The 13,710-nt window shown below is 40.7% G+C and carries 12 protein-coding genes; 5 read left to right on the forward strand and 7 right to left on the reverse strand.

Annotated elements, in window-relative coordinates; genetic code table 11:
* The first annotated feature begins 20 nt into the window (after window positions 1-20).
* The 5 genes from recA to CVT17_RS08295 all read left to right on the forward strand — a co-directional run bounded on the left by recA (window position 21) and on the right by CVT17_RS08295 (window position 4,659).
* Window positions 21-1,118: a recombinase RecA gene (gene recA / locus CVT17_RS08275; protein WP_087577896.1), complete on the forward strand. Its 1,098-nt coding sequence runs from the start codon at window positions 21-23 to the stop codon at window positions 1,116-1,118.
* Window positions 1,118-2,368: a phosphopyruvate hydratase gene (gene eno, locus CVT17_RS08280; RefSeq protein ID WP_107858945.1), complete on the forward strand. Its 1,251-nt coding sequence runs from the start codon at window positions 1,118-1,120 to the stop codon at window positions 2,366-2,368. The genes recA and eno overlap by 1 nt, the downstream gene beginning before the upstream one ends.
* 104 nt (window positions 2,369-2,472) lie before the next feature.
* Window positions 2,473-2,655 (forward strand): hypothetical protein, encoded by a 183-nt coding sequence (locus tag CVT17_RS09465; protein WP_180378667.1) that lies wholly within the window; start codon window positions 2,473-2,475, stop codon window positions 2,653-2,655.
* Window positions 2,656-2,660: 5 nt separating this feature from the next.
* The gene (locus CVT17_RS08290; protein WP_107858944.1) at window positions 2,661-3,521 is read left to right on the forward strand and encodes an AMIN domain-containing protein; all 861 of its coding nucleotides are present in this window, start codon (window positions 2,661-2,663) and stop codon (window positions 3,519-3,521) included.
* 76 nt (window positions 3,522-3,597) lie between these two features.
* A complete protein-coding gene (locus CVT17_RS08295) occupies window positions 3,598-4,659 on the forward strand; it encodes a tyrosine-type recombinase/integrase (RefSeq protein ID WP_107775523.1) in 1,062 nt (353 codons plus the stop codon).
* Between the two features lie 222 nt (window positions 4,660-4,881).
* Here CVT17_RS08295 and CVT17_RS08300 read toward each other — a convergent pair whose 3' ends face one another.
* From CVT17_RS08300 to CVT17_RS08330, 7 genes are all read right to left on the reverse strand, one after another.
* Window positions 4,882-7,872: a molybdopterin dinucleotide binding domain-containing protein gene (locus CVT17_RS08300; RefSeq protein WP_107770562.1), complete on the reverse strand. Its 2,991-nt coding sequence runs from the start codon at window positions 7,870-7,872 to the stop codon at window positions 4,882-4,884.
* A gap of 13 nt (window positions 7,873-7,885) precedes the next feature.
* Window positions 7,886-8,623 (reverse strand): 4Fe-4S dicluster domain-containing protein, encoded by a 738-nt coding sequence (locus CVT17_RS08305; RefSeq protein ID WP_107770561.1) that lies wholly within the window; start codon window positions 8,621-8,623, stop codon window positions 7,886-7,888.
* A gap of 192 nt (window positions 8,624-8,815) precedes the next feature.
* A complete protein-coding gene (locus CVT17_RS08310) occupies window positions 8,816-9,949 on the reverse strand; it encodes a glycerate kinase family protein (protein WP_107858943.1) in 1,134 nt (377 codons plus the stop codon).
* Entirely contained in the window at window positions 9,946-11,340 is a 1,395-nt protein-coding gene (locus tag CVT17_RS08315; protein WP_107858942.1) for a GntP family permease, read from the reverse strand. Before CVT17_RS08315 ends, CVT17_RS08310 begins: the two co-directional genes overlap by 4 nt.
* Before the next feature lie 166 nt (window positions 11,341-11,506).
* Complete coding sequence (locus CVT17_RS08320; protein ID WP_230853288.1) at window positions 11,507-12,475, reverse strand: phospholipase A; 969 nt, start codon at window positions 12,473-12,475, stop codon at window positions 11,507-11,509.
* On the reverse strand, window positions 12,465-13,040 hold the full coding sequence (locus tag CVT17_RS08325) for a molybdenum cofactor guanylyltransferase (RefSeq protein ID WP_107858941.1): 576 nt from the start codon (window positions 13,038-13,040) through the stop codon (window positions 12,465-12,467). The genes CVT17_RS08320 and CVT17_RS08325 overlap by 11 nt, the downstream gene beginning before the upstream one ends.
* 105 nt (window positions 13,041-13,145) lie before the next feature.
* Complete coding sequence (locus tag CVT17_RS08330; RefSeq protein WP_107858940.1) at window positions 13,146-13,634, reverse strand: hypothetical protein; 489 nt, start codon at window positions 13,632-13,634, stop codon at window positions 13,146-13,148.
* Window positions 13,635-13,710 lie beyond the last annotated feature (76 nt).

A 13,710-nucleotide genomic window follows, 5' to 3' on the forward strand; every position in this document is an offset into this window, starting at 1 on the left:
TTTCAACTATAAGGTAAAAAATGGCAAAAGAAAAAGATAGTGACAAAAAGATAGCTATCCCAGAGAGCGAAGCGGACAAGAAAAAGGCGCTCGAGCTTGCGCTAAAGCAGATCGATAAAGCTTTTGGTAAAGGCACGCTTTTAAGGCTTGGCGATAAAGAGGTTGAGGCGATCGAGTCGATACCGACTGGCTCGCTAGGACTTGACCTGGCTCTTGGCATAGGCGGCGTTCCAAAAGGCAGGATCGTTGAGATCTATGGACCAGAAAGCTCTGGTAAGACCACGCTCACACTTCACATCATCGCTGAAGCGCAAAAAGCTGGCGGAATTTGTGCATTTGTCGATGCAGAGCACGCACTAGACGTAAAATACGCTTCAAATTTAGGTGTAAATACCGACAACCTCTACGTCTCTCAGCCTGACTTTGGCGAGCAGGCACTTGAGATCGTTGAGACACTTGCAAGAAGCGGTGCGATCGATCTTATCGTAGTTGATAGCGTCGCAGCTCTTACTCCAAAGAGCGAGATAGACGGCGATATGGGCGATCAGCACGTTGGCCTGCAAGCAAGACTAATGAGTCAGGCACTTAGAAAGCTAACTGGAATTTTAAGTAAGATGAAGACAACTGTTATCTTCATCAACCAAATTCGTATGAAGATCGGTATGATGGGATATGGCACGCCAGAGACCACGACTGGCGGTAACGCGCTTAAATTTTACTCATCTGTAAGAATAGACGTTAGAAAGATAGCCACACTTAAACAAAACGACGAGCCTATCGGCAACCGCACAAAAGCAAAAGTCGTTAAAAACAAGGTCGCGCCTCCATTTAAAGTGGCTGAATTTGACATCATGTTTGGCGAGGGTGTGAGCAAAGAGGGCGAGATCATCGACTATGGCGTAAAGCTCGACATTATCGACAAATCAGGCGCGTGGTTTAGCTACAAGGCCGAAAAACTAGGTCAAGGTAGAGAAAACGCCAAAGCCTATCTAAAAGAGCACCCAGAAATTTCTGATGAGATAGTAGCGGCGATCAAAGGCTCAATGGGGATCGATCACCTAATAAGCAGCGGCGCAAAAGACGAAGACGACGACACAAACGAAGCAGGAGATGAATAATGGTATTTATTGAAGATGTAGAAGCTCACGAGGTTTTAGACAGCAGAGGCAACCCAACAGTTCGTGCTACAGTTAGACTAAGCGACGGAACCGAGGCAAGCGCGATCGTACCAAGCGGCGCAAGCACTGGCAAGCGTGAGGCGCTCGAGCTTCGCGACAAAGACGAGAGATATGCTGGCAAAGGCGTTTTAAAGGCTGTTTCAAACGTAAATGAAAAGATCGCAGAAGCGGTGATAGGACTTGATGCTTACAACCAAAAAGCAGTCGATGCTGAGATGCTTGAGCTTGATGGCACGCACAACTACTCAAATTTAGGCGCAAACGCAGTTCTAGGCGTATCTATGGCAGTAGCTCGCGCAGCTGCAAAGAGCCTAAATATCCCGCTTTATCACTACCTTGGCGGTGCAAACGCTAGCATCTTGCCAGTACCGATGTTTAACATCATAAATGGCGGCGCACACGCAAATAACAGCGTTGATTTTCAAGAATTTATGATCATGCCATTTGGCTTTAGCACATTTAGCGAGGCACTAAGAGCTGCAACTGAAATTTATCACAAGCTAAAATCTATCCTAAACGCAGTCGGACACAGCACGGCTGTCGGCGACGAGGGCGGTTTTGCTCCAAATTTAAAAGACAATGAAGAGCCACTAAAACTGATCTCACAAGCTGTAAAAGAGGCTGGATATGAGCTAGGTAGCCAGATAAAGCTAGCCCTTGACGTCGCTTCAAGTGAGCTTTATAAAGACGGCAAATACGAGCTTGAAGGCAAGAAATTTAGCAGCGACGAGCTCATTAGCTACTACGAAAAACTTTGTGAAAAATATCCGATATTTTCTATCGAAGATGGCCTTAGCGAGGATGACTGGAGTGGTTGGGCTGAGCTTACAAAAAGGCTTGGCAGCAAAGTGCAGCTAGTAGGCGACGATCTTTTTGTCACAAATGAGAAAATTTTACGCGAAGGTATCGAGAAAAAGATCGCAAATGCAATATTAATTAAGCCAAATCAAATAGGCTCAGTCACACAAACCATGCAAACTGTCCGCCTTGCTCAAAGAAACGGATATCGCTGCATAATGAGCCACAGAAGCGGTGAGAGCGAAGATGCATTCATCGCTGACTTTGCAGTCGCACTAAATACTGGCGAGATAAAGACAGGTGCCACTTCAAGAAGCGAGCGCAACGCGAAATATAACCGCTTGCTCGAGATCGAGCTTGAGGCTGGAGAGTTTTTGGGGGATAATATTTGAGCGAAATTTTAGACGAATATGGCAACACCGATGGCATATTTCATAAAATTTTAAAATACATTAGACCGACATTACGCTACGTCATAGCCACCATTTGCGTGGCTATGTTTGCTTTTTATGTAGGCAATATGATGTTTGGCAAACGCTCACTTGATGTTATGCTAAGCCTTCAAAGTAAAAAAGAGAGGCTTAGCGAAGACGTGGAAATTTTAAAAAAAATGAACGCGCGTCTGCAAAAAGATTATTTTGAATTACAAGGCCTTGAGCCAGACTTTAATAAAAAGTAGGAATGATGAAAAAATTTTGGTTAGTTTTATCTATATTTGCAGCAAGCGTCTTTGCTAGAGAGAACCCATTTATGCCTATTAGCGAGCTAAATACAAGCGTTATGACAACAAATATCATAGAAAAATTTGACAGATTTGATTCTCTTTCGTTTAAATTTCCAAGCGATGCGGCACTTTTACTAGATGTCACCATAAGATATAGAGCAAATGACGGCACCATAAAGGAAAAAAGACTAGCTGATATAAATAAAACTATCGATTACAGCGATGAATTTGCTTTAAATAAGGTAAAAAATCCAGAACCAGTCGTGGCAAAAAAGCTAGATGTTTCAGTCACAATGGCAAATATGCCTAGTCAAAAAGTAAGCACTCCTGTGATAATAGAAAAAAACGAAACTAAAATTTCAAATAAAGATAGAAACAAAACTTCAGATATGCCAACTCCAAATGTTGTAGTAATCGATCTTAGCACAGACAAAACAAAAGAAACTACCATAAAGCCTGAACAAAAGGTGGTCGAGATAAAGATCGAGCCTAGTGCAAAGCCAGTTGATAGTGTCAAAAATGGAAAAGATGTTAAATTTCTAGGTTTTATAAGCTTTCTAGCCAACGACAAAGAGCTAAAAATCGCTACAAAAGCTAAAAATTTAAAGCATTTTGCTTATGAGAAAAATAAGATCGTTCTTGACTTTGCAAGGCCGCCAAGAAGCTTTAAAACCAAGAGCTTAAAACTTGAAAATGAACATTTTAAAAATGTGATCATAGGTTGGCATGATAGATATTTCAGAGTGGTTTTAGAGCTTGATAAGATGCATAAATATAAGCTTGAAGCCGTTGAAAATGGATATTTGCTTAAGCTTTTATAGTTGAATTTTAAAAAGAGTAGATTTTATAAAATTTCAAATATAATACTTTTCAAAATAAAATTTTAAGGCTATTGGTTTGAAATATCCACTTGATTGTAAAGATAATTTTGAAAACTCATTTATTTTTTGGCTCACCCGCTACGTCAAATTTAAACTTAGCTCACTTTCGAATAAAGAGCTTAGAGATCCAAAGGCGCTTGCAAGTGTGAATTACGCTCTAAGCCGTGAGGTAAAGAACATTGACCAGCTTGATGGCTTGGTAAAAAGCGCGAGAAATGCGGGGCTTACTGGTATAAATACCTACTTTAATCCGCTTAAAAAAATATATGAAACGATGAAATTTTACGAGCTTAGCAGCCTAAAACAGATCGATGAAGAGCTGTTAAGCGAAATACTAGCTAGCACGACTGGCGGACTAAGCGACGCTAGTAAGAAAAATTACCGCATCTCAGTGATAAATTTCTTTGCATTTTTAGACAAACAAAACGAAGAGGACGGCAAGGCCCATGTTTTTGATATAAATTTAAAAAACTGGGGCGGAGTTAGTGGCAACAAAGGGCAAAAGTTGCCTGAGTTTATGGGCGAAGATGAGGTCAAAAAATTTCTAGATGTGATCGAAGAAAGTGACTTTAAGCAAAACTCAAATCGCAATAAGCTCATAATAAAAACGATAATTTTTACTGGCATTCGTGTGAGCGAGGCTCTAAATTTAAAGCGAAAGGATATCACTGAAGATGGCGATCTTTTTATCATTAGGATCCGGGGCAAAGGTAACAAATACCGCATCGTTATGATAAAACGCCACCTAATAGAAGCTCATCTAAATGCGATTGCAATAAACTACATCAACAAAGAGGGCTATCTTTTCATCAATAAAAAAGGTACCAGACTGACGCAAGCCTATGTAAGTCGCATAGTGGAGCAGATCCTTTTTAAGGCTGGTATTAGAAAAGAGAAAAATGGTGCTCACATGCTGCGCCACACCTTTGCAACGATGCTTTACAAAAAGCAAAAGGACCTTGTTTTGGTGCAAGAAGCTCTAGGTCATGCAAGCTTAAATACCTCGCGAATTTACACACACTTTGATAGTGACAAGCTAAAACTCGCTGCAAAAGTAGCTGAGGATCTAGCAAACTAGAGCGCTTAAAGCCAAAGCAAACTAGCAATACTAAATTTAACCCATACAAAATTTAAAACATTATTTAACTATGAAACCCTATAAATATATGAGGAAATTTTGGCTTGCAAGCAGCCCAAAAGTTTGCTCTGTATCTAAATTTACAATCCGCAAGGCAAAAACTCTTACAAAAAGTGAAATTTGGCAAGCAAATTTTACTCTACTCGCCAAATTTATATCAAACTAGCCGATCTTTCTTATATTTGCAGGAAGTGCTTGTCTAGCGCAAGTACCAACCAACCAGTCATTTAAACTAAATTCGCCATTTCTTTTTGGATCAAGAAGTCCAAGCTTATTATGATTGACCCCTTTTTCTAAATTTGCGATCCCAAAAGCTGGCTTTCCATCGACGATGTGCGTTCTTATACCAAACTCATCATGACCAAATCCATGCTCGATACTAATAACTCCGCTAGCAACGCCATCCGTCACAAACGCCTCGCCAACTTGTGCTCCATAAGGAGTAGTCACTTTGACCTTATCGCCTGAGCGAATGCCCTGCTCACTTGCGATATCTGGTGCTATCCTTATGAAGTTGCTAGGATGAACAGCTCTTAGCCTTGGGCTAACAAAGGTGTAGAAGTGTTGGATATTTGACTTTCTTGAGCTTACTGTGTATTTCCACTCAGAGCGTGGGAAAAATTTCTCAAGCGGCGTGCCGTCACTTGCTACTGGTAGCATCAGACTTGGCACTCCTGGCATATATTCGCCTGTTATTGAGTGTCTATGCCCACCAAGTGGCTCATAGTAGATAGAAGCTGGCGTAGGCGCTGGCACTTTTACGGTTGCTTTATCACCTTTATATGCGCTCTCGTAGCTATCGTATCTGCCACCTTTTGCTAGTATGTGCGCCACTTTTGGCTTCTCTTCGTCTTTTAGATAAGGATCGAGTTTTGTCATCACTCTTGATATCTTACTAAGCTTTTTGTCCTCGTCGCTTATATCTTTCACACCCTCGCCATCAAAGGCTAAATTTGCTAGTGCAGCCGCGTAATACTGCTCTTTTACGTCAAGGTCCATGAAATTTCCGTCTTTGTCTTTGAAGGCATTTTTGCCAAAGCCTTTTAGTCCAAGCCTCTTTGCCACGGCTATATAAAATGCCTCAACGTCGATCGCGCCGCCGTTTTTATCCTTTGCCTGCTTTGAGCTAACAGCTGGATAGCGCACGACTGAAGTTTTAGCGATCGTTCCCCAAAGAGAGTTTGGAAGTGCCCAGTTTTCTAAATTTACTCCGTCTGGTACGATGTAGTCAGCATAGGCGTTTGTCTCGTTCATAAAAGCATCGATGCCCACAAAAAGTGGTAAATTTTTACTATCTTTTAGTACGTCTAAAACCGCTCTTTCAAGTCCTGCTTGGCCGTAAAGTACGTTTGTCATGTAGTTTATGAAAACTTTTACTTTGTATGGATAGCCGGCCTTGTGACTCGTAAGTGTTTCGTTTACAAGTGGCATTGAGATAGGATACCATGGCTGAGTTGATGGATAGCCGCTGCCGCCAGCTGCCACTTTGCGCTTATACTCAGAGCTTGTTTCGTAGTATTTGCCTGATCTTGATAAATTTAGACCATTTGGCTTATAAGCGCCTTCAAAACTCTCAAGGTCATATCTGCCCTTTAAAAACTCGTGTGTGCCGGCACTTGCATTGACGTTGCCGCCTTTGTAGCCGTAAGTGCCCATTAGTGTGTTTAGACAAAGTATCGCGTAGGTAGTCATACCAGCTTGCGTATGCATCATACCACCATGCACGTTTGTGCTCACCTGTCTGCCGTTTTTGGTGAAATTTTCGCAAAGCCAGATGATATCTTCAATGCTCACGCCACAAATTTTTGAGTACTCCTCTAAGCTATGTTTATAAGCTGATTCTTTTAAAAGCTGCATTGAGCTTTTTACCTCGACCTTTTTGCCGTCTATTAAAATTTTACCTTTGTAGTAGAGCTTGGCTGGTTCATTTACCTTGTAGCTTTGTATCTTGCCATCTTGTGAGCAAACCTGCCATTCATTGTTGATAAGTGCAAATTTACCATAGTCTTTGTGGTCTTTTTCGGTGATGACTAGATGCGTGGCATTACACCAGTGTATCTCGCCTGCTAGCTTTGCCTGGTCTAAATTTGGCTGGATAAGGTAGTTTGTAGCGTATTTTTCATTTTCTATGATCCAGCGTATCATCGCCATAGCTAGAGCTGAGTCGGTGCCTGGCTTTATCGCTATCCAGCGGCCTTTGTCTGAAGAGGCGTATTTTACAGCATTTGTAACGCTTGGATCGACCACTGCGTAGCTAAAGTCATCTCTAGTGCCTCTTGCGTAAGAGAGCATTTTTGCCTGTTTTTGGAAAGGGTTGCCACCATTTGACGGCGAAGTGCCCCAGTAGATGACAAATTTAGAGTTTTCATAGTCTGGTTTTGTATGTGCAAAGCCCTTTGCGTTGTGCGCAATCTTGCCACCGACCCTAAAGCCACCACCGCAAATTCCGCCGTGAGAGTAGTGATTTATAGTGCCAAATGACTTTTTGACAAAGCGATCAACGATGTCAGAGCGCCCGTCATATAGATAAAAACTTAAAAATTGATTGCGTTTGGTACCGTACTCTGGATTTTCACTATCGATTAGCTCGTCGCTATATATTGCTCTTAGCCCGTCCACGTGCCCCTCGCCAAAGAGATCTCCGCCCTCCACTACCTCTTCTACTAGCTGCTCAAAGCTTATGCTCTTCCACTTTCCCTCACCCCTTTTACCAACTCTCTTTAGTGGCGTTAGTATCCTTGCAGGTGAGTCTATCATCTCAGGCAATATCGCTCCTCTAGCGCAAACTGTGGCTCGCTTCTCATCTTCGCCGCTTAGTGTTGTAGCAAGGAGTGCGTCATTTATCGATGTGTCAAAATTTGCCCAGTGTACATTTGAGAGTGGGTGGTATGGGTTGCCGCTACATCTTAAAACTCGGTCGTTTTTGTCATCTACGTGAAGTCTTATGCCACACTTCGTTGTACAGCCGTGGCACATAGAAAAGACAACGCTATGTCCGTCGTTGAGTGAAATTTTGCCATCTTTTACGCTAAATTCAGGCTCTAGCGAGTTTGACTGCGGTTTGTAGTCGTCTTTTTCGCCATCTGCTAGCACAGCGCTTGCGGTTAGTGTTGAGAGTACAGCTGATCTTTTTAAAAATTCTCTTCTTTGCATTGCTTATCTCCTTTTACTGTGCTATCTCTTCGCTCCAGCTGATAACCTTTTTGTATCCATTATCAAGCTCGAGTTTCTTATCGTTTTTAGCCAAAATTTCGCTAACGCCGTGGTAGAACACCTGTGGATTTGTATTTTTAGGGCTATCTATAACCATAGTCTCGTGTGTGGCTAGAAACTTTCTGATATTTGAGTTAGGATCGTTAAGATCGCCTATTATACGGCTACCGCCCACACAGCTCTCTACACATGCTGGCTGAAGTCCCGCTCTTAGTCTGTGGTCGCAGAAGGTGCATTTATCGGCCTTGTAGGTATGTAAGCTAAGATATCTTGCGTGATATGGACAGGCCTCCACGCAAAGCGCACAGCCTATGCACTCTTTTGTGTCGATCTTTACGATGCCGTTGCTTCTTTGATAGCTTGCTCCTGTTGGACAAACGTCGATACAGGCTGGCTTGTTGCAGTGGTTGCAAAGTCTTGGAAGTGACGCAATGACCGCCATTTTACCGCTTTTATCCTTTGCCTCGTACTCGGAAACAATGGTTCTAAAAGCGCCTGGCTGAACGTCGTTTTCTAACATACAGCTCATAGTACATGACTGACATCCAACGCATCTTGTTAGATCTATCGCCATGCCATAGCGAACATTACTACCGCTAAAATCCTTTGGCGCAGCCTTTAGTGCGGTCGTAGCAAAAAATAATCCTGCAGCTGCAATGAAGCTGCGACGAGAATTTAAGGTCTGTTGCATAAAATTCTCCTTTCTTTTTAGAATTTTTTCTTATTTTAGCATAGTAAATATTTTTTCTAAAGTTTATTTTATATTTTTGCAAAATGTATTAAATTTTGAGAATTTTTGTAGCACTTAAAAGATAGAACTTGGATAGTAAAATTTAGAAAGAAGTGGGAAAAAGATAGAAAATAAACTTCTATCTTCTTAAATTTATGCTTTGTAGTTTAGCATATAAAGGCGAATGACTTGCTCTGCTGTCATCTTTAAATTTCTAATCGCGACATCTTTTCTCATCGCTTCTTCAAGACTTACTGGCTCATTTAATATACAAAAATAGGCATCAATCCCATTTTTGTGGCAATCTTTGGCGCATTTTTGCACGCTTCCAGCAAATGCGATCACTGGCTTATGATACTTTTTGGCTAGTTTTGCAACCCCAGTTGGTGTCTTGCCCATTGAGCTTTGAAAATCCATACGGCCTTCACCAGTGATGACTAGATCAGCCTTTTTGATCTCATCTTCAAGTGCAATAGTCTGCGTAATGATCTCAATGCCTGGGCGAAGTTTCGCTCCTAAAAATGCCACGAATGCAAAGCCAAGTCCACCAGCTGCGCCAGCACCTTTTTGTGTGTGAAATTTGCTATTAGTCTTTTCCTTTACAAGAGTTGCAAAGTGTTTTAGCCCATTATCAAGCTCTTTTACCATACGGCCATTTGCACCCTTTTGAGGGGCATAAACATGGGCTGCTCCATTCATGCCATAAAGCGGATTATCTACATCGCAGGCGATTAAAAACTCGCAATCCTTTAGCTCTTTTAAAGCATCTTCATCTGTAAACTCATAAATTTTGGCTAAATTCTCGCCTTTTCCTTCAAGTAAAGCACCATCTTTATCATAAAATTTAAAGCCAAGTGCACTTAGCATACCTGTGCCAGCGTCATTTGTCGCACTTCCACCGATGCCAATGATAAATTTTCTGGCACCTTTAGCAATGGCATCTTTTATCATCTGACCAAAACCAAATGTGCTAGTCTTTAGTGGATTTCTCTCATCTGGGTTTATGAGTGTAAGGCCAGAAGCGCTTGACATCTCAAGTATGGCAAGGTCATCTTTTAGTGCATATCTAGCTAAAATTTCAATTCCAAGTGGATTTTTAACTATCGTATCTATAAATTTCGCGCCAAGTGCATCAGCCATCGCCTCTACACTACCTTCACCGCCATCAGCGATAGGTTTGACGACGACCTCGCAGTCGATCTCTTCTAGTCCTTCTTTTATAGCAAGGCCCGCTTCAAGTGAGCTAAGCGAGCCTTTTAACGAATCAATCGCAACTAAAATTCTCATAAAAGCACCAAAGATAATATATAAACGCTAATCATACCAACGATACCCATTATAAACGTCATAGCCGTTTGTGTGCGGTAGCCTTGATCGGCGGTCATCTTGCTAAAGTTTGTCACAACCCAGAAATAGCTGTCATTTGCGTGAGATACACACATTGCACCAGAGGCTATCGCCATGACACAAAGAGCAGCTGAAATTTCACTAGTAAAGCCAAGTGTTTGCATGAGTGAGTTGTCGGCGCTAAATGCACCCATGATAGAAGCTGTCGTGATGATTGCCACAGTTGAGCTTCCTTGAGCGGTTTTTAGCACAGCTGAGATGATGAATGGGAAGAAAATTCCTATCGCTTTTATAGTAGAGGCATTTTCTTTTATAAAATTTACAAAGCCGGCCTCAGTGATGACATTGCCCAAAACACCGCCAGCTGCAGTGATAAAGAGTATCGGTCCAGCGATCTTTAAAGACTCGTTCGTTATGTGGTCAAATTCTCTTATCTTTCTGGCTTCTACTAATAAAAACACGCAAAAGACCACGCCGATTGCAAGAGCAATGATAGGATTTCCTAAAAATAAAAGTATCTTTGGCAAGAGAGCCGTTTTATCAAACATGCCTTGTTTTGCTAAAACATCGACAATAGAACCAATCGCCATAAAAATGATAGGCATGATGATAGGAGCAAGGCTCAAAAATCCACTAGGTAGCGTGCCAAATTTCTTTAAAAGCTCTTCGTAACTAGCTGTGATAGTAGCATCAGCATCTTTGTCGCTGATAGTCACGCTTTTGCCAACACTCTTTGAAAAGAAATAAACAGCTATCAAAACAGGCACTGAAACGACTGTTCCCATGATGATGACAAGGAGCAAATTTCCGCCAAGACCAAGTGTTCCTGCGGCTGCTATTGGGCCAGGAGTTGGCGGGATGAAGACGTGAGATGCGTATAGGCCGCCACTAAGTGCGACTGACATCGCGACTGGGCTTGCTGAAATTTTCTTATAAAGTGCCTCGCGAATAGAGTTTAAAACGACAAATCCGCTATCACAAAATACCGGAATGCCAACAACCCAGCCCATGATGAGCATAGCAAGCTCTGGACGCTTTTGTCCGACTAGCTTTACGACCATATCAGCTAGCTTTAGTGCAGCTCCCGTTTTTTCAAGCACGGTACCGATGATCGTTCCAAAGATAATAACGATACCGATACTCTTAAATGTGCCACTAAAGCCGACACCTATCATCGCTGGGATCTTGGACAGATCGATGCCTGCGACGATCGCAAGAACCAAAGAAATGCTCATAAGTGCCAAGAATGGATGCACTTTTAGCTTAGAGATCATAACTATCATAAGTATGATGGCTACAACAAAACAGACAATTAGTGAGATTCCGCTCATAAAAACTCCTTTGCTCTGAGATTTTGCTTAAGATTTTAGCAAAATTTGCTTGTATTTTTTCTAATATTTTTAAGTTTTTTGATTAATTAAATTTTTTTGACATATTTGAGTAAATTTATAATTATTTGCCTAAATTTAGCCATTTTATAAGTTCAAAATTTTTAGCTTATTTTAAAACAACAAAACCAAGACCAAATTTATCAGTATGCCTATTATAATCAATCAAACTCTCGCCATATCCAGTAAAATACTGCAAATAGCCATAAACTCCAGTTGAAAAGATAGGAAACATATATGAAATTTCAGCAGCACCTTTATTTGTTTTATCAAAATGTAAGTTATTTCTTAGCATTAGGCTAAAAATGTGATCATTAAGGTTGTAGCTAAGCCTTACATCGCCGTGTCCTATGTATTTTAATATATCTTTATTATCGCCCTTATTGCCCACTACCATCCAAGCTCTTGGCGAAATGCTAAGCTTGCCAAAAACAAAATCACTTTGCACATAAGCTCTATTCCAGCTTCTTGAATTGCTACCATCTCGTCCGTTTGACTCATGCAAAAGTCCAAATTTTAGGTTTTTTACACCTATTTGATTCAAATATTTTGGAGAAGCAAAATTTAGAAAAATTTCTGGCTGATAGTTCGTCTCACGAAACGGCGCTGAAGTTCTTGTTATCTGCCACCAAGATGTCTGCGTGTAGGCTGCCACAAGGCTCTCTCTAAGTCCAAACAGGTCATAAAACAACGGCTTTGCAAGGCTTATTTGAAACTTAGTTTCAACGCTTTTTCGCTCATCGTTTGGCACATTTTTAGCATAAGTTACTGGCAAAAGGTAGTTAAATTTATAAAGCTCGATACCAAGTGTATTTTGTAAATTTTTACCACTTTTATCTTCTCTTAAAAGATTGGCTTGCTTTAGCTTTGCCTCTCTTGGCACTGGCTCGCTTGCTTGCACATTTTGTACCACGTTTTGCTCGTTTAAAGAGCTTTTAGCTAACTCTTTATAAATTTGCATCGCAGCCTTTATGTCGCCACTTTGCTCCAGCTCTTGTGCCCTTTTAAAATCATCTAACCCACTTGCTATCAAAAAACTAAGGGCAAGGCTTAAAAACAATAAAATTTTACTCATCATCTATCTTCTTTTCTTGGATTTTCTTTGCCATTTCGTATTCGTCAGGGAAATTTACGTTAAAAAATTGCCCACTATCTTTAAAATTTACGACTTTGCATTTACAGCTTTTTCTCAAAAGTCCGATTTTATGCTCATTTTTTAAATAAAACTCATGAGCCAAAGTGGCAAGCCCTGGGCTAAAAAAACCACAAAGCGAGTGAATGTGCTCATTATCACTGGCCACAACTATGTCAAATTTATCTTTAAATTTAACAAGCTCCTCTAAGCTTTTAAGATCAAAAAATGGCATATCAGCTGGTATCACAAAAACACTATGATCAAAATTTTTAAGAATGGAGTAAAGTGCGAGCATTGGCGAATAGTTATCGCTATTTTCATCTTTTATAAGCTTTAGTGGTGGGCTAAATTTCTCAAATTTTGAGCTTACATAAACCTCTTCAAAAACTTTGCTAAATTTCGCAACCTCATAATGAGTAAGCGTCTTAAAACCACCAAATGGCAAAAGTGTCTTATCTTGCCCCATACGCGAGCTTTTACCACCTGCTAAAATCACGCAAGTTTGCATCTTTTCCCTTAAGAGAGTTATGAGGCTAAATTTAGCTAAAAGCGGCTTTGATCTACCAAAAATATGTGATAAAAACTTATTTTTGTTTATGCTACTTGTGAAATTTTAAGCCTGCTTTACCCTTTTCATTGTTAAAAATTCCTCGTAGCGACGATCAATGATAGCTTTGATCAAGGCATAATTTTCTTGTGAATTTTCTATATAAAAATAGGCGTTATCAAAGTATTTTTCACCAAATTTTTTCGAAACAAAATCCGTATAATCCTGCAAATACCAACCATACATTTTGGCAAATTTTGTCCGATCAGTCGTATAGTAAGCTTTTGCAAAGACTTTACCAGCAGTATTTAGCTCCGCACTTCCAAGTACGCCGTCCATAGCGTCAAAAAGATACTGACGATAGTTAAAATTTTCGTCCATCTGTGCTATATCGTCCGCAAAATCTGCCGCAAATTCCTTTGAATAAAATTTGTGTTCCATGCACCAGCGAAAGAAAAAAGCAATGTGTGTCGCACCGTTTTCATGCGGTATATCAGTCGGCGCATCTTTCGCACCCCAGTGCCATTTTGCTTTGTCATATACTATATCTGGCATTTTTATCCTTTTAAAATGCTCAATTTTACTAAAACCATCTTAATCGCAGTAAAAATCATGGCCATTTTATCCATTT

Origin of the sequence: Campylobacter concisus, from assembly GCF_003048775.2 — a bacterium.
Classification (GTDB): Bacteria; Campylobacterota; Campylobacteria; order Campylobacterales; family Campylobacteraceae; genus Campylobacter_A; species Campylobacter_A concisus_I.